We start from the raw sequence: 17,266 nt of genomic DNA, 5'->3' as shown, positions 1-17,266 counted from the left end.
ATGGGGGCAATTATGCAACCGTTTATCGCGGCTGTGCAACGCAGCATAACCCTGATATATGGCATTTCCGCATTAGGTCGATAGTTTTAGCTTATTCGGATCATTGTTATTAACTATCGTTGTTGCAATGCAACAAAAGCTGGGCGAAAAAAAGCCCGCCGGTGAGGCGGGCTTTCTCATTGGCTGATAACGCGAGTGCTTAGCGCAGCACTTGAGCGATCGCCGATGCCACGTGATCGATGTTCTGATCGTTGAGCGCGGCCACGCAGATACGGCCCGTGCTCACGGCGTAAATGCCGAACTCGTCACGCAGGCGCTCGACTTGATCGGCGGTGAGGCCCGAGTACGAGAACATGCCGCGTTGCTTGATCACGAACGAGAAATCGCGTTCCACGCCGTGCGCGCGGAGCTTCTCGACCAGTGCCAGACGCATGGCGCGGATGCGCTCGCGCATTTCGGCCAGTTCTTCTTCCCACAGGGCGCGCAGTTCCGGGTTGCTCAACACGGCTGCCACGACCGAGCCGCCGTGCGTCGGCGGGTTGGAGTAGTTGGTGCGGATGACGCGCTTGAGTTGCGAGAGCACGCGGGTCGATTCGTCCTTGCTGCTGGTCACGATCGACAGGGCACCCACGCGTTCGCCGTACAGCGAGAACGACTTCGAGAACGAGCTCGACACGAAGAAGTTCAGGTTCGAGGCGGCGAACAGGCGCACCACGGCGGCGTCGGCGTCGATGCCGTCACCGAAGCCTTGGTAAGCGATGTCGAGGAACGGCACCAGCTTGCGGGCCTTCACGACTTCCACGACTTGCGCCCACTGGTCCATCGTCAGGTCGACGCCGGTCGGGTTGTGGCAGCAAGCGTGCAGCACGACGACCGTGCCTTCCGGTTCTTTGCCCAGCATGTCGAGCATGCCCGAGAGGTTCACGCCATGCGTTTCGGCTTCGTAATACGGGTACGAAACGACGTTGAAACCGGCTTGTGTGAACAGCGCGCGGTGGTTTTCCCAGCTCGGATCGCTGATGGCGACCGTGGCGTTCGGGTTCAGTTGCTTCAAGAAGTCGGCGCCGATCTTCAGTGCGCCGGTGCCGCCCAGGGCTTGTGCCGTGATGACGCGGCCTTCGGTCAGGACGGGCGATTCTTTGCCGAACAGCATCTCTTGCACGGCCTTGTCGTAGGCGGCGATGCCTTCGATCGGCAGGTAACCGCGCGGCAGACCGGCGGCCACACGTTGTTCTTCCGCTGCCTTCACAGCCTTGAGCAGGGGCAGCTTGCCTTGCGCATTGAAATACACGCCCACGCCCAGGTTCACCTTATCGGTGCGGTGATCGGCGTTGAAGGCTTCGTTCAGACCAAGAATAGGGTCGCGCGGGGCGAGTTCGACAGCGGAGAAGAGAGTCATTTCGACGGCTCGAGGCAGTAGTGGAAAAATGCGGCGCAAAAGTGTCAGGCGCAACGGGCTATTTTAACGAAGAATACCCGCGCTTGTGGTTAACTCCGGGCCGCGCAGCAGGAATACATGGCATTTCGGCACAAAAACTGCCAATTTATGCCAGAAATTGGCGAGAAATCAGCCTGACCTGCATCGCGCCGCCGCGTCGTGCCGCCATTCCGCGCCACGCTCCGCCACACTCCCGTACCCGCTTGGCACCCGGATGTCTGCCTTGTCACCCATCGGACTCTAGGAATTGGCTGACGCGCTAGAATGGCAGATTCCGTCTCTCAGGCTCGCACCCCCGCCATGATCCCTGCGGCTGACAACGTCCTCGACGAAAGCAAGTTCCTGACCTTCCCGGATTCTCCGTACCAGCTTTACTGCCCGTTCCCTGCGGCTGGCGACCAGCCCGCGGCCATTGCCCAACTGACCGAAGGTATCGACGACGGCCTCGCGTTCCAGACCCTGCTCGGTGTGACCGGCTCGGGCAAAACGTTCACGATGGCCAACGTCATCGCCCGCATGGGGCGCCCGGCGATCGTCTTCGCACCGAACAAGACGCTCGCGGCGCAGCTTTACTCGGAATTTCGCGAGTTCTTCCCGCGCAATGCCGTCGAGTACTTCGTCTCGTACTACGACTACTACCAGCCGGAAGCGTATGTGCCGCAGCGCGATCTCTTTATTGAGAAAGACTCGTCGGTCAACGAGCATATCGAGCAGATGCGACTCTCGGCGACCAAGAGTCTGCTGGAGCGGCGCGATGTAGTGATCGTGGCCACCGTGTCGGCGATCTACGGTATCGGGAATCCGACCGAATACCACCAGATGATTCTGACGGTGCGCCAAGGCGACAAGATCGGGCAGCGCGACGTCATCGCGCGCCTGATTGCCATGCAGTACACGCGCAACGAGACCGACTTCGGGCGCGGCACGTTCCGCGTGCGCGGGGACACCATCGACATCTTCCCCGCAGAGCACGCCGAACTGGCGCTGCGCGTGGAGTTGTTCGACGACGAGGTCGACACGTTGCAACTGTTCGACCCGCTCACGGGCCGGGTGCGTCAGAAGGTGCCGCGATTCACGGTCTACCCGTCGTCTCACTATGTGACGCCGCGCGACACCGTGCTGCGTGCGATCGAGACGATCAAGGCCGAATTGCGCGAGCGGCTCGATTTCTTCTACAAGGAAGGCAAGCTCGTCGAAGCGCAGCGGCTGGAGCAGCGCACGCGTTTCGATCTGGAGATGTTGCAGGAGCTGGGCTTCTGCAAAGGCATTGAGAACTACTCGCGCCACCTTTCGGGCGCGGCGCCTGGTGAGCCACCGCCGACACTGGTCGATTACCTGCCGCCCGACGCGCTCATGTTCCTCGACGAGTCGCACGTGCTGATCGGCCAGTTCAACGGCATGTACAACGGCGACCGGGCGCGTAAGGAAAACCTGGTGAACTACGGTTTCCGGCTGCCGTCGGCACTGGACAACCGGCCGCTCAAGTTTGCGGAATACGAACGCAAGATGCGTCAAGCGGTGTTCGTCTCGGCCACGCCTGCCGACTATGAGGGCAAGCGTTCGGGGCAGGTGGTGGAGCAGGTGGTGCGCCCCACGGGGCTGATCGATCCGACCATCGAAGTGCGCCCGGCGCGCACGCAGGTCGACGACGTGCTCTCCGAGATCAACAAGCGGGTGGCCGTCGGTGAGCGGGTGCTGGTCACCACGCTGACCAAGCGCATGGCCGAGCAGTTGACCGACTATCTGTCGGATAACGGCGTGAAGGTGCGCTATCTGCACAGCGATATCGATACCGTCGAGCGCGTGGAAATCATTCGCGATCTTCGACTCGGCGCGTTCGACGTGCTGGTCGGGATCAACTTGCTGCGCGAAGGGCTCGATATTCCCGAAGTCTCGCTCGTGGCGATTCTCGATGCGGACAAGGAAGGCTTTTTGCGTGCCGAGCGGTCGTTGATTCAGACGATCGGGCGCGCGGCGCGTAACGTGAACGGCACCGCCATTCTGTATGGCGACAAGATGACCGACTCGATGAAGCGTGCCATCAGCGAGACCGAGCGTCGCCGTGCCAAGCAGATGGCGCACAACGAGGCGAATGGCATCGTGCCGGTGGGCGTGAAGAAGCGCATCAAGGACATCATCGACGGCGTGTACGACCCGCAGGACGCCAAGGCGGAACTGGCCGAGGCGAAGGAGCAGGCGCACTACCAAGATATGTCCGAGAAGCAACTGGCGCGCGAAATCAAGAAGCTCGAAAAGCAGATGCAGGAGCACGCCCGCAACCTCGAATTCGAGAAAGCGGCGAAGGTGCGCGATCAACTGCTGCACGTCAAGGCACTGGTGTTCGGCACGGACGGCGCGAGCGAAGCGGAATTGGGGCCGAAGCTTTGAGCGGCTTGGCAGTCTTGGAAGCATTGGAAGTTTTGGAAGGAGAAGGGCAGCGATGAAGCCGACGTCAGTTCTCTTCGTTTGTATGGGCAACATTTGTCGCTCGCCGAGTGCGGACGGCATCTTTCGCCATCGTCTCGCCGAGGCCGGATTGAGCGACATGGTGACGGTCGATTCCGCAGGCACGCACAGCTATCACATCGGCCATGCGCCCGATGCGCGGACGCAAGCGGCGGCCGCACGCCGGGGTTACGACCTGAGCGCGTTGCGTGCGCGACGCGTCGAAGCGGACGACTTCAAGCGCTTTACGTGGATCGTCGCGATGGACGACGCCAACGTCGCCGATCTCACGGCGCAGTGCCCGGCCGCCTATCGCCACAAGATCGTGCGGCTCATGGACTTCGCCACCCGTCACGACGCGACCGAAGTGCCCGACCCGTATTACGGCGGCGAACGGGGCTTTGAAACCGTCCTCGATTACGTCGAAGACGGGCTCGACGGGCTGCTCGCCCGCCTTCGCGAAGGGGACTGACGCGCGCTGCCGCGTCGCGCTTTTGCAGGCGTGGCGCTGCGCGAGCGGCTATCATTCGGGCCATCGCCGCCTCACATCGGCCCGAATTTCCCTGAAAGATGCTCAACACCCTCACGTCCTACTGGCGCAAATGGCGTGCCTCGCGCCATGCGGGCCACCAACTCGACGAACTGCTTGCCCACGCCGATCCGACGGCACCGTTGGCCGTGCGCAATCAATGGCTGATCGAGTTGGCGCACTGGGTGCAAAAGCGCGGCGCGCTCGCCAACGAATCGCGAGGCGAGGGCGAGGCCGCCCGTTACCGACCCCACACCCGACTGCGTTATCTGCTGCAAATGCTCGACCGCAACCCCGATTGGCGGTTGCCGGTGGCACGTACGTTGCGCAGCGTCATTAACGACAGCGACGCGATTTCCTTGCTGTGCGATACCGGTATGCCGGTGCGGCCCGGGTTCTGGGGCGCGCTGGCCGAGCGCATCGAAAAAGCGCTCATTCCGCCGCCGCCCACACGCCGCGATCTGTCGGCGCTGTGCTCGCTGATGTTCCCCGATGGCGACGCGGCAGACTGGATCGGCGATATGCCACCCGCGCTACTCATCGACCTCATCGCGCTGTTGCATTACGGTGAAACCGACGACGAAGACACCGACTGGAATCCGTTCGCGGAAGACTTGCTCGCGGCCATGCATCATCTCGTCGATCAGATTGCATCGACAGGGTTGTCGCAGGCGGTGCGGTCGCGTCTGACGTATCCGCGCGTGACGGAGTCGCCGTTCTACCGTCTTGGGCGCGCGATGCAAGGGCTGGAAGACGCCGGGCGCGAGTTCGTGCCGGGCACGCCGCCGAGCCAGCGCTTTGTGCAGGAGATCAACCTGTTTCGCGCGTTGCTAGACGATTGCGGGCGCGCGGCGCGGCAGGTGTACACCCATCTGGATGAGAACGGCGTGAGCGTCGATATCGTGTTTCAGGTGGAGCGGGCGAAGGCACGTATTCGGCGGCTGGAACGGCTGCTGGAGGCGTGGCTGGTCGATAGCGATCACGCAACGGCGCGCGTGCGATTAGTGGCAGATCTGGTGCGTGCAAATCGCGCGAGCCAGAGCGTAGGCGAACTGGCGCGCACGTCGTTTGGTCTGCTGGCACGCAAGGTGGTCGAGCGAAGCGCCGAGACGGGCGAGCATTACATCGCCCGCAATCGCAGCGAGTATCTATCGATGCTCAAGATGGCGTGTGGCGGCGGACTGGTCACCGTGGTGACGGTCTACGTGAAGTTTTTGATCACGAGCGCGCACCTGCCGACCATCGTCGAAGGCTTTCTCGCAGGCGCGAATTACGCGTTGTGCTTCCTGTTCATGCACTTTTGCCACTTCACGCTGGCGACCAAGCAGCCGGCGATGACGGCACCGGCGATTGCCAGCAAGCTCGACGACGTGGATACCCCGGCGGGCATGGATGCCTTCGTTGGCGAAGTCATCGCCCTGGTGCGTACGCAGGCGGCGGCCATTTTCGGCAATCTGGCGATGGTGTTTCCGTTCTGTCTGCTCGTGCAGTGGGGCGTGTCGGCGGCGCTGGGCATGAATACGATTCCGCCGGAAAAGGCGCAAGCCACGCTGCATTCGTTTTCGATTCTCGGCGTGACGCCGCTCTTTGCCGCCATGACGGGCGTGCTGCTGTGGTGTTCCAGCCTGATCTCGGGGTGGGCGGACAACTGGTTCGCGCTGCACGGCATTGGCGACGTGCTGGCCTATAACCGTCGTCTGCGGTTCGTATTTGGCCGCAATGGCGCGGCGCGGCTGGCGGACTGGTGCCGCCGTCACATCGCGCCGGTGCTCGGCAATCTGACGCTGGGGTTCATGCTCGGGCTGGTGCCTGCAATTCTGACGGCGTTCGCACTGCCGTTCGAGGTGCGCCACGTGACGTTGTCGACCGGGGCCATTGCGACATCTATCGGCGTGCTGGGCTTCCCGGTACTGCACGACTCGGCCCTTTGGCTGGCCGTGGCAGGGGTTGGGTCGATGGCCCTGCTCAACGTCGGCGTCAGTTTTGCGTTAGCATTCCACATGGCGCTCCGATCGCGTCCACTGCGATTGGGCGACCGTCGGCAAATCCACCGCGCCATCTGGCGCGCCGTGCTGCGCAATCCACTGGTGCTGTTGTTTCCGCTACGCACCGCGAGCCCCGAAGCTCGTCCCGAAAAATGAGATTTTTCACAAACGGACGAGGGAACTTCCGCAAAAAATGGGCCAGAAGTAGTTGACTAATTTCGTGGGGTATTTATACTTGACGAAAATAGTCGAGATTAATCCCCTGCATCATCATGAGACTTACCACGAAAGGCCGTTTCGCCGTTACGGCGATGATCGACCTGGCCATGCGCCAGGACGCGGGTCCCGTGACGCTTGCGGGCATTAGTCAGCGTCAGCGAATTTCCCTCTCTTATCTGGAACAGTTGTTCGGGAAGCTGCGCCGCCACGAAATCGTGGAAAGCGTGCGCGGTCCGGGCGGCGGTTACAGCTTGGCGCGCCGCGCGGAAGAGGTGACGGTCGCTGACATCATCATTGCGGTCGATGAACCGCTCGACGCCACGCAGTGCGGTAGCAAGGGCAATTGCGAGAAGGGCCAGGACGGCCATCGCGGTCATTGCATGACGCACGAGTTGTGGGCGACGCTCAACCAGAAGATGGTCGAGTATCTCGATTCCGTTTCACTGCGCGACTTGGTCGAGCAGCAGCGCAGCAAGCAGGCCCAACAAGCCGTGCTGCGTGACACGCGCGAGCCCGGCACCAGCCAGACCATCGCCACGCGCATTCCCAATTCGGTCTTCGATATGGCCCGTTCATAACAGGCGCCACGGCACGATCCTGGAGCACCCCATGAAAAACGACACCCTCAACCTCCCCATTTACATGGACTACAGCGCCACCACGCCGATTGACCCGCGTGTTGTGGACAAGATGCTGCCGTATCTGCGCGAGCAGTTCGGCAACCCGGCCTCGCGCAGCCACTCGTTCGGCTGGGCCGCCGAGCAGGCCGTGGAAGAGGCACGCGAGGAAGTCGCGAAGCTCGTGGGTGCCGACCCGCGCGAGATCATCTGGACGTCGGGCGCTACCGAGTCGGACAACCTCGCCATCAAGGGTGCAGCGCACTTCTATCAAGGCAAGGGCAAGCACCTGATCACGCTGAAGACCGAGCACAAGGCTGTGCTCGACACCATGCGCGAACTGGAACGCGAGGGTTTCGAAGTCACGTATCTGGACGTCAAGGACGACGGTCTGCTCGACCTCGACGTCTTCAAGGCAGCACTGCGCCCGGACACGATCCTCGTCTCGGTCATGGCCGTGAACAACGAAATCGGTGTGATTCAAGACATCGAGACGATCGGTGAAATCTGCCGCGAAAAGGGCATCATTTTCCACGTCGACGCCGCCCAGGCCACGGGCAAGATGCCCATCGACCTGAGCAAGCTCAAAGTCGACCTGATGGCATTCTCGGCCCACAAGACGTACGGCCCGAAGGGTATCGGCGCGCTGTACGTGCGCCGCAAGCCGCGCGTGCGTATCGAAGCCCAGATTCACGGCGGCGGTCACGAGCGCGGTATGCGTTCGGGCACGCTGGCCACGCATCAGATCGTGGGCATGGGCGAGGCTTTCCGTCTGGCACGTGAAGAGATGGCCACGGAAAACGAGCGCGTGCGTATGCTGCGCGATCGTCTGCTGCGCGGTCTGACGGAGATGGAAGAGGTTTATGTGAACGGCGACATGGAACAACGTGTGCCGCACAACCTGAACATCAGCTTCAATTTTGTCGAAGGCGAGTCGCTCATCATGGCGATCAAGGATGTGGCGGTGTCGTCGGGTTCGGCGTGCACGTCGGCCTCGCTCGAGCCTTCGTACGTGCTGCGCGCGCTGGGTCGTAACGACGAACTGGCGCACAGCTCGATTCGCTTCACGGTGGGTCGTTTCACGACCGAGCAGGAAGTCGATTATGTGATCGAACTGCTCAAGGGCAAGATCGGCAAGCTGCGCGATCTGTCGCCGCTGTGGGAAATGTACAAGGACGGGATCGACATCAGCTCGATCCAGTGGGCCGCACACTGAGCATTCAAGGAGTTAGCCATGTCTTACAGCAAGGAAGTTCTGGATCACTACGAAAACCCGCGTAACGTTGGCTCGTTCGACAAGGGCGACGACGCGGTGGGTACCGGCATGGTCGGTGCACCGGCTTGCGGCGACGTGATGAAGCTGCAAATTCGCGTGAACGAATCGGGCGTGATCGAAGACGCCAAGTTCAAGACCTACGGTTGTGGCTCGGCCATTGCCTCGTCGTCGCTGGTGACCGAATGGGTCAAGGGCAAGACGCTGGATCAAGCGCTCGACATCAAGAACACGCAGATCGCGCAAGAGCTGGCCCTGCCGCCGGTGAAGATTCACTGCTCGATTCTGGCCGAAGACGCCATCAAGGCGGCCGTGGCCGACTACAAGCAGAAGCACGGCGAGACGGCCGAAGCTGCCAAGGCAGCCTAAGACCGTCGTATTCAGTCTTAACGAGGAACAGGCAAAGATGGCTGTCACATTGACCGAGAAGGCTGCGCAGCACGTTACGCGTTATCTGACGCGGCGCGGCAAGGGCGTGGGCCTGCGGCTGGGCGTGAAGACGACCGGCTGCTCGGGCCTGGCCTACAAGCTGGAATATGCCGACGACGTGGAAACCGAAGACACCGTCTTCGAGAGCCATGGCGTGAAGGTGATCATCGATCCGAAGAGCCTGCCGTATATCGACGGCACCGAATTGGATTTCGCCCGCGAAGGTCTGAACGAAGGGTTCCGCTTCAACAACCCGAACGTCAAGGATGAGTGCGGCTGCGGCGAGTCGTTCCGCGTCTGAGGACGCGCCGGCCCGCGTGATCACCGGCTTTCGTCAAGACGACGAAGGCCAGTGGGTGGCCCGGCTGGCGTGTGGCCACGGGCAGCATGTCCGGCATCTGCCTCCGTGGCAGATCCGGACGTGGACGCAAAGCGCCGCGGGGCGCGACGCGATGATTGGCAGTGTGCTGACGTGTCGCAAGTGCCTGCGCGGTGAACCGCCCGACACCCCCGACGTTGCAGCGCGGGCAGATTGAGCGAGATGGGCTCCGGCCAACCGGAGCGGCAGTAGCGTAGGCAACAAGGCGGCGCGAGCCGCTTTTTTTACGGCCTGACCCCGATGCAAAGGGCGGGCAATGAGTGTGCGATGACTGCATTGACTGACAACTACTTCACGCTGTTCGAGTTGCCGCAGCGCTTCGCGCTGGACATCGAGGCGCTCGAAACCGCCTACCGGGCGGTGCAGTCGCGCGTGCATCCCGATCGCTTTGCCAACGCGAGCGACGCCGAGCGCCGCGTCGCGATGCAGTGGGCGGCGCAGGCCAATGCCGCGTATCGCACGCTGCGCGATCCGTTGCAGCGTGGCACCTATCTGTTGACGTTGCAGGGCATTGACGTGGGCGCGGAGAACAACACCGCGATGGCCCCCGATTTCCTGATGCAGCAGATGGAATGGCGCGAAGCCATCGACGACGCCGTGGCCGCTCGAAATGTCGGCGCACTCGACGCGTTGGCGAAATCGCTGCGCGACGATCGCCGTACCCGCCTGGCCAAGCTGGGCGACTGGCTCGATAGCGCCGCGTGGCAACCGGCGGCCGAGGCCGTACGGCAACTGATGTTTATTGCGCGCGCCGAGGAAGATATCGCGCAGCGCATCGAAATGCTGGAAAACGCGTGACGGCCCGGTGCGGCGCCGTCACATGACTCTGAGAACCGCTTGAGAACAGGGCGAGCGCGCCACACGCGCCGCCCGCATTGCAAAGCCATGGCCCTTCTGCAAATTTCCGAACCCGGCATGTCCCCCGCGCCGCACCAGCGGCGACTCGCCGTGGGCATCGATCTCGGCACCACGCATTCCCTCGTGGCCGCCGTGCGCAGCAGTGTCGCTGAAGTGCTGCCCGACGATCAGGGCCGCGTCTTGCTGCCGTCCGTCGTGCGTTACCTCGGCGGCCCCCGCACCCAGATCGGCTACGACGCCAAAGCAGCGGCGGCGACCGATCCGCGCAACACCATCGTTTCCGTCAAACGCTTCATGGGCCGGGGCCTGGCCGATGTGGCGCATGCCGACAATGCGCCGTACGACTTCGTCGACGCGCCCGGCATGGTGCAGATGAACACCGCAGGCGGCGTGAAGAGCCCGGTGGAAGTATCCGCCGAGATTCTCGCCACGTTGCGTCAGCGCGCGGAAGATACGCTGGGCGACGACCTCGTCGGTGCCGTGATTACCGTACCCGCCTATTTCGACGACGCGCAACGTCAGGCGACCAAGGACGCCGCGCGTCTGGCCGGTCTGAACGTGCTGCGTCTGCTCAACGAGCCGACCGCTGCCGCGATTGCCTACGGACTGGATAACGCCGCCGAAGGCCTGTACGCCGTCTACGATCTGGGCGGCGGCACGTTCGATATCTCGATTCTTCGCCTGACGAAGGGCGTGTTCGAAGTGCTCGCAGCCGGTGGCGATTCGGCCCTCGGTGGCGACGATTTCGACCAAGCGATCTACCGTTGGGCTGTCGGTGCCGCAGGTATCGAAGCCGGTTCGCTGACGCCGCAAGATGTACGCGCGCTGCTCGATCACGCTCGCACGGCGAAAGAAGCCCTGACCGATGCGGACGTGGCGGACATCGCACTTACGTTGTCGGGCGAGCGCCAGATTGCGCTCAAACTCACACGCGACCAATTCACCGAACTAGGCGCACCGCTCGTGCAACGCACGATCGGACCGATGCGCAAGGCGTTGCGCGACGCGGGCATGGGCCCGGAAGACGTCAAGGGCGTGGTGCTCGTGGGCGGCGCGACGCGCATGCCCCAAGTGCGCGCTGCCGTGGCAGCGTTCTTCGACCGTGAGCCGCTGGTCGACCTCGACCCGGATCAAGTGGTGGCACTCGGTGCCGCCGTGCAAGCCAACATGCTCGCTGGGAATCAGGCCGATGGCGACGAGTGGCTGCTGCTCGACGTGATTCCGCTCTCGCTCGGCGTCGAGACGATGGGCGGTCTGGTCGAGAAGATCATCCCGCGCAACGCGACGATTCCGGTCGCCCGCGCGCAGGAATTCACCACTTTCAAGGATGGCCAGACGGCCATGGCGATTCACGTGCTGCAAGGCGAGCGTGAGCTGGCGGCCGACTGCCGCTCGCTGGCCCGCTTCGAGCTGCGCGGCATTCCGCCGATGACGGCTGGCGCTGCGCGCATTCGCGTGACGTATCAAGTCGACGCCGACGGCTTGCTGTCGGTGGCGGCGCAGGAAATGCATTCGGGCGTGGCGGCTTCGATCGAAGTGAAGCCGTCGTACGGTCTGGCCGACGACGACATCGCCCGCATGCTGCAAGACAGCTTCGGTTCGGCGGAAGTCGACATGCGTGCCCGCGCCTTGCGTGAGCAGCAAGTGGACGCCGAGCGCCTGCTCGTCGCGATCGACAGCGCGCTGGCTGCCGACCCCGAATTGCTCGACGCCGACGAGCGTGCCCAGATCGACGGCCTGCTGGCCGACCTGCGCCAGAAGGCGTCGGGCGACGATCAGACCGCGATCAAGACGGCCACCGAGACGCTGTCGCAGGCGACCGACGCCTTTGCTGCGCGTCGCATGGACAAGAGCATCCGCGCAGCGCTGGCCGGCCGGCGCGTGGCGGACATCGACAAACTGTAAGACACACACGGAAACTGCAAGCCATGCCACAAATCGTCGTATTGCCTCACGAAGAGCTGTGCCCCGAGGGCGCCGTGCTGGAGGTTGCACCGGGCACCACCGTGTGCGATGCGCTGCTCGCCAACGACATCGAAATCGAACACGCCTGCGAAAAGTCGTGTGCGTGCACCACTTGCCACGTGATCGTGCGCGAGGGCTTCGAATCGCTCGAATCGGCGGAAGACGAGGAAGAGGATCTGCTGGACAAGGCGTGGGGCCTGGAGCCGACGTCGCGCTTGTCGTGCCAGACGCGCATGCCGGAAGATACCGACCTGGTGGTCGAAATTCCGAAGTACACGATCAACCACGCCAAGGAAAATCACTAAGCGAGCGCTGCGCAGCGTCGCCCTGTGAGATTCGATACAAGAACGAGGAGCTTGCCCCATGAAATGGACTGACATTCAGGACATCGCGATTGCACTCACCGACACGCATCCCGATGTCGACCCGCAGTACGTGCGCTTTACCGATCTGCACCAGTGGGTGATGGCGCTCGACGGTTTCGACGATTCGCCCGACCGCGCCGGTGAAAAGGTGCTGGAAGCGATCCAGATGGCGTGGATCGACGAAGCGCGCTGATCGTTGCAGACGCTGGTAAAACAAAAGCCGCTCGAATGAGCGGCTTTTGTGTTTCTGCGAAGCGTGCGACACGGTAGCGATGGTGCCAAGGCGGTGCCTTCCTGAGGGGCGCCGCGATGGCACTGAAGACTAGCCGGTGGGCTTAACCGGCGCGCACCAGTCCGTTGTTCTCCAGACGCACACGGTCGCCCGGCTGCACGCCAGGGGCTTGCTGATACGTCCAGTAACGGGTCTTGCCGGTGTCCATACGAACGTAGACGCGGTAGACCGTATCCGAGCGCACGTTCTTCTCGACTTCGTTACCCGCCAGACCGCCGCCGAGCGCGCCGACCACGGTCATTGCGGTGCGGCCGTTACCGGCGCCGAACTGATTACCGATCAAGCCGCCAGCGACGGCACCGCCCACAGCACCCAAACCGGTTGCGTGGCCCTGCGTACGGATCGGCTCCACGGATTGCACCGTGCCGCACGTCGAACACGTAGCGGCCTGCTGCTGTGTCGGGGCCGCCGATTGCTGCGCATACGACTGCTGCTGGGACGGCTGCGACGGGGCAGAGGCACGCTGCGCTTGCTGCTGCTGTGCGTATTCAGCCTGCTGGGCCCGTTGTTGGGCTTGCTGAGCTTGCTGGGCCTGTTGTGCCTGCTGGGCAGCCGTGGGCTGCGTTTGCGGCGGCGTCAGCGCGTATTGCGAGTTGTCGCTCGTCGGCGTGGGGCCGTTGGTGCTCTTGGCCGAGGGCAGCACGCCGGTGATGGCGGCGACACCGAGCAAGCTGACGACCACGATGCTGCCAGCGGCAGCAGCGATCAGCGGATGCATGCGACGCGGTTGCAGATCGTTATCCATGTTGTTTTCTCCATCGTGCGGTTGGCGAGTCACCGTTCTATCCAGACCTTTCTCAGTCGGCAGATGCATCGGAATCCGCTGCATCTGGATGACACCGTGTTAGCGTTCACGGTGCGCATCGAGTGATCTCGCATGCGAGAAGTGTCCGTCACCGCAAGCGCGGCAACCGTTTCTTTTTGTAACGCGATGTAAGATGTTTCGCGTGCCGGACCGGCCGCACGGTGCGTAGTTGGTGGCGTAAGTGAATGAAATGCAAAGGATTTTTCGGATGTCTCCCAAGTGCGGCACTTGCCGTGCCCCCGAACGTCCTAACAAATGAAACAGATCTCGACGCGACCCATGACCGATACCTTCGATACCTTGCCACCGCTGGATACGCCGCTCGATAGCGCCAATCACCTTCACCTGTATCCGTACGTTGTCCCGGGGGCGTGGGTGGATCAGTGCGATCCGAATGGCGACGTGAGCGAACCCTTTTCCGACGACGTGTTTCTCACGCTGGTGATGGACGGCCCGCAGGGGCTGCGCCGCTTACAAGGCGCGGATCTGACGGCGGCCGGTATGACGTTCGAAGACGTGTTTGCGCACGCCGCCAGCAACCTGTCTCGCGCGTGGAACGCACGCCACTTCGATTTCGGCATTGCGTGTCTCGACGACGGCACGCATTTCGGCGGCTCGCGCGGCAACTGGCTGGCACCGGCAGGCGCGCTGGTGTTGGGCAATCTCTATGAGTCGATGAAGGCGCACTTCGGCGTAAGCGAATTTGCCGCCGTGGCGGTGAATCGCACGTTTCTCGTGGCGTTTCCTACTGACGAAAAGACACTCTCGTCGCTGGCGTTGCGTCAGTTGGTCGAGGAAGCGTCGAATGGCTCGATTCATCCGATTTCACGCACATGGCTACGGCTCGATGGCGGATGGCCGTCCGCGTATCGCGGTCAACCGGCTTTCTGAGCATCGGCGTCGGCGGCGTTCTCGTTTCGCGTAGCGCCGGTCAGTTACGCGATAACGCGGAGTGCGCAGAAACCTAGACTCCTTGGCGGCACAATTCGATGCCGTTACAGGAGCTAACGCATGCTTGCTTTAACCCCTTTGGGAATGTCTGCGCCGTCGCTGTCGACACCATCGCCAGCGACGGCGGATGCCGGTGCATGTGCGGGGATGCCCGACGCGCTGCGCATTGTCTTTGCTGGCGATCTGATTGACGTGCAAGCCGCACCCGGTGCGCCCGACGAGAGTGGTTTTCGCCGTGAAGATTGCGCGACATGGTTGCCTATGCAAGCCCCGGTCGAGGTGCAGTCGGAGAGCGGAACGATCAAGCATCTGTATACCGAGCCGGACCGCATCAGTTTTCTATCCGATCACAAGGCAGGGGCGCTCTGGGTGGAGTTGCTTGACCTGCTGGCCCCGGTGGACGGGTGCCCCAACGGTGTCGAGGGTATGGCGCTCGTCGATGCGTTGGAGCAGCGCATGGAGTGTCTGGGGATCGGCGCGATGGAAGGCATGCAGACGTCGGGCGGCAATTTGGGCGACGGCACGAACGGTGAGGGTGAGTGCGTCGACGCCCCTCCCTTTAGCGAATTTGAGACGGCTGAGGCACTCTCGATACCTTCGATCTACATGCGATGCGATGGTTACCAGCCTGGGACGATGGCGGCGTTGGAATACGACCTCGGCTGGTGGGCGATGGCACCGAAGCGCAACCGGCTGACGCCACTCGATGAAGAGACGTGGTGCAGCGATCCGAACCCGGGGCTATACCGCATGGCAGGACGGGACATCATTCGTCGCCTGCCCATCGAGCCGTCGAAGCTCATCACGGCGAGCGGTGTGGCGCGGATATTGTCGCTGCACAGTCACGCCGCAGGATTCGCCAACTGTCTGACGAACGTAACGCGCGTTGCGGCACGAAAAAGTGCGCATGGGGTGCCAATTCCGGCCATCGAGGCATCAGTCTTCGAGCGCGCCTGCACGGGGGATTGGTGGCGTTCGGAGAACGCCCGGGCGCCCGAACGAGACGCGCTGACGCAGCATCGCAAGGAATGCGACGCGCGTATGGCCACGTCCACGACACCCAGGACGACAGGCTTGCCCTGATCCGGCACCCGCAAAGAAAAATGCCGCAGCTTTTATCGCTGCGGCATTTTTACGTACCGATCAGACAGGCGTTCGTGACGCTTAGTCTTCGCGGCGCAGGTGCGGGAACAGCAGCACGTCGCGGATGTTGGGGCTGTCGGTGAGCAGCATGATCAAGCGATCGATGCCGATACCGCAGCCACCCGTCGGGGGCATGCCGTACTCGAGCGCGCGAATGTAGTCGGCGTCGTAGTACATCGCTTCTTCGTCGCCTGCATCCTTTTGCTCGACCTGCGCACGGAAGCGCGCGGCCTGATCTTCCGGATCGTTCAACTCCGAGAAACCGTTGGCGATCTCGCGGCCCGTCATGAACAACTCGAAGCGCTCGGTGATGCCCGGCACCGTATCCGATGCCCGTGCGAGCGGCGACACTTCCACCGGGTAGTCGATGATGAACGTCGGCTCCCACAGTTGGCTCTCGGCGGTTTCTTCGAACAGCGCCAATTGCAGCGCGCCCAGACCGGCGTTCTTGAACTGCGGTGCATCGACCTTCACGCCGTACTTCACCAGCGCGCCACGCACGAATTCGATATCGGCCAGCTGCGCATCGGTGTACTCCGGTGCGTACTTGCGAATCGCTTCGACGATGGTCAGGCGATGGAACGGCTTGGCCAGATCCAGCTCGCGGCCTTGGTATTGAATGGTCGCGGTGCCGAGCGCGTCGACGGCGGCGCGGCGAATCAGCGACTCGGTGAAGTCCATCAGCCAACGGTAATCCGTGTAGGCCGCGTAGAACTCCATCATCGTGAATTCCGGATTGTGGCGCGGCGACACGCCTTCATTGCGGAAGTTACGGTTGATCTCGAACACACGCTCGAAGCCGCCGACGATCAGGCGCTTCAGATACAGCTCAGGCGCGATGCGCAGATACATCTGCATATCAAGCGCGTTGTGGTGCGTGATGAACGGCTTGGCCGCGGCGCCGCCCGGAATCGGGTGCAGCATCGGCGTCTCGACTTCCATGAACTCGGCATCGGTCATGAACTGGCGAATCGACGAGATGGCCTTAGCGCGTGCGCGGAACGTGTTGCGCGTCTCCGGCGACGTGATCAGATCGACGTAACGCTGGCGGTACTTCGTTTCTTGATCCGACAGGCCGTGGAACTTATCGGGCAGCGGACGCAGCGCCTTGGCGAGCAGGCGCAGTTCCTTCACCTTGACCGACAGTTCGCCGGTGCGGGTGCGGAACAGCGTGCCGGTGGCGGCGATGATGTCACCGATGTCCCAGCCCTTGAAGGCGGTCATCGAATCGACGCCCACGTCGTCACGGCTGATGAAGAACTGAATCTGACCGCTGCCGTCTTGCACGGTGGCAAACGCGGCCTTGCCCATCACGCGCTTGAGCATCATGCGACCGGCCACCGACACGGGTACGGGCTCGGCTTCCAGCGCCTCGTTCTGCACATCGGCATAGCGCGTCTGCAAGTCGCCGGCGTGCTGCTCGGGACGGAAATCGTTCGGGAAAGCGACGCCCTCGGCGCGCAGTGCCTGAAGTTTCTCGCGACGCTCTGCGATGAGCTTGTTGTCGTCTTGCGCGGCGTCGTTGGCCTGGTCTTGGGCCGGAGTGTTTTGATCGGTCATGGTGCGAACGATA

General features: G+C 62.6%; 17 protein-coding genes. 14 read left to right on the top strand and 3 right to left on the bottom strand.

Translation table 11 applies throughout. The features are described 5' to 3' along the window. Positions 1–199: 199 nt before the first annotated feature. A complete protein-coding gene (locus tag PPN31114_RS07655) occupies positions 200–1,399 on the bottom strand; it encodes an amino acid aminotransferase (protein ID WP_150678802.1) in 1,200 nt (399 codons plus the stop codon). Positions 1,400–1,738: 339 nt separating this feature from the next. Between PPN31114_RS07655 and uvrB the strand changes: the two genes are divergently transcribed. From uvrB to iscX, 12 genes are all read left to right on the top strand, one after another. Next, a complete protein-coding gene (gene uvrB / locus PPN31114_RS07650) occupies positions 1,739–3,826 on the top strand; it encodes an excinuclease ABC subunit UvrB (RefSeq protein WP_370865858.1) in 2,088 nt (695 codons plus the stop codon). Between the two features lie 52 nt (positions 3,827–3,878). Beyond that, positions 3,879–4,355: a low molecular weight protein-tyrosine-phosphatase gene (locus PPN31114_RS07645; protein ID WP_174987769.1), complete on the top strand. Its 477-nt coding sequence runs from the start codon at positions 3,879–3,881 to the stop codon at positions 4,353–4,355. A 98-nt stretch (positions 4,356–4,453) separates the two neighbouring features. Beyond that, positions 4,454–6,553, top strand: coding sequence for a site-specific recombinase (locus PPN31114_RS07640; RefSeq protein WP_150678800.1), 2,100 nt, complete (start codon positions 4,454–4,456; stop codon positions 6,551–6,553). A 116-nt stretch (positions 6,554–6,669) separates the two neighbouring features. Beyond that, positions 6,670–7,194 (top strand): Fe-S cluster assembly transcriptional regulator IscR, encoded by a 525-nt coding sequence (gene iscR, locus PPN31114_RS07635; RefSeq protein WP_058379418.1) that lies wholly within the window; start codon positions 6,670–6,672, stop codon positions 7,192–7,194. A 31-nt stretch (positions 7,195–7,225) separates the two neighbouring features. Beyond that, positions 7,226–8,449, top strand: a complete 1,224-nt coding sequence (locus tag PPN31114_RS07630) for an IscS subfamily cysteine desulfurase (RefSeq protein ID WP_150678799.1) — start codon at positions 7,226–7,228, stop codon at positions 8,447–8,449. Between the two features lie 18 nt (positions 8,450–8,467). Continuing rightward, positions 8,468–8,875, top strand: a complete 408-nt coding sequence (gene iscU, locus PPN31114_RS07625) for a Fe-S cluster assembly scaffold IscU (RefSeq protein ID WP_150678798.1) — start codon at positions 8,468–8,470, stop codon at positions 8,873–8,875. A gap of 37 nt (positions 8,876–8,912) precedes the next feature. Continuing rightward, the gene (gene iscA / locus PPN31114_RS07620; RefSeq protein ID WP_150678797.1) at positions 8,913–9,236 is read left to right on the top strand and encodes an iron-sulfur cluster assembly protein IscA; all 324 of its coding nucleotides are present in this window, start codon (positions 8,913–8,915) and stop codon (positions 9,234–9,236) included. Further along, positions 9,202–9,471, top strand: coding sequence for a DUF3565 domain-containing protein (locus tag PPN31114_RS07615; protein ID WP_150678796.1), 270 nt, complete (start codon positions 9,202–9,204; stop codon positions 9,469–9,471). Before iscA ends, PPN31114_RS07615 begins: the two co-directional genes overlap by 35 nt. A gap of 110 nt (positions 9,472–9,581) precedes the next feature. Further along, positions 9,582–10,112 (top strand): Fe-S protein assembly co-chaperone HscB, encoded by a 531-nt coding sequence (gene hscB, locus PPN31114_RS07610; protein WP_150678795.1) that lies wholly within the window; start codon positions 9,582–9,584, stop codon positions 10,110–10,112. An 87-nt stretch (positions 10,113–10,199) separates the two neighbouring features. Further along, a complete protein-coding gene (gene hscA / locus PPN31114_RS07605) occupies positions 10,200–12,077 on the top strand; it encodes a Fe-S protein assembly chaperone HscA (protein ID WP_150678794.1) in 1,878 nt (625 codons plus the stop codon). A 23-nt stretch (positions 12,078–12,100) separates the two neighbouring features. Continuing rightward, positions 12,101–12,442, top strand: coding sequence for an ISC system 2Fe-2S type ferredoxin (gene fdx / locus PPN31114_RS07600; protein WP_150678793.1), 342 nt, complete (start codon positions 12,101–12,103; stop codon positions 12,440–12,442). 58 nt (positions 12,443–12,500) lie between these two features. Continuing rightward, a complete protein-coding gene (iscX, locus tag PPN31114_RS07595) occupies positions 12,501–12,695 on the top strand; it encodes a Fe-S cluster assembly protein IscX (RefSeq protein WP_150678792.1) in 195 nt (64 codons plus the stop codon). Positions 12,696–12,837: 142 nt separating this feature from the next. Here iscX and PPN31114_RS07590 read toward each other — a convergent pair whose 3' ends face one another. Further along, a complete protein-coding gene (locus PPN31114_RS07590; protein WP_150678791.1) occupies positions 12,838–13,539 on the bottom strand; it encodes a glycine zipper 2TM domain-containing protein in 702 nt (233 codons plus the stop codon). A gap of 339 nt (positions 13,540–13,878) precedes the next feature. On the opposite strand from PPN31114_RS07590, the gene PPN31114_RS07585 reads away from it, so the two are divergent. Continuing rightward, positions 13,879–14,490, top strand: a complete 612-nt coding sequence (locus PPN31114_RS07585) for a hypothetical protein (RefSeq protein WP_150678790.1) — start codon at positions 13,879–13,881, stop codon at positions 14,488–14,490. A gap of 120 nt (positions 14,491–14,610) precedes the next feature. Beyond that, entirely contained in the window at positions 14,611–15,633 is a 1,023-nt protein-coding gene (locus tag PPN31114_RS07580) for a hypothetical protein (RefSeq protein WP_150678789.1), read from the top strand. An 81-nt stretch (positions 15,634–15,714) separates the two neighbouring features. Here the strand turns inward: PPN31114_RS07580 and lysS are convergent, their stop codons facing one another. After that, the gene (gene lysS / locus PPN31114_RS07575; RefSeq protein ID WP_150678788.1) at positions 15,715–17,253 is read right to left on the bottom strand and encodes a lysine--tRNA ligase; all 1,539 of its coding nucleotides are present in this window, start codon (positions 17,251–17,253) and stop codon (positions 15,715–15,717) included. Between the last annotated feature and the right edge of the window lie 13 nt (positions 17,254–17,266).

This window comes from Pandoraea pneumonica (assembly GCF_902459645.1).
GTDB lineage: Bacteria > Pseudomonadota > Gammaproteobacteria > Burkholderiales > Burkholderiaceae > Pandoraea > Pandoraea pneumonica.
This window is presented reverse-complemented; position numbering and strand designations above follow the sequence as displayed.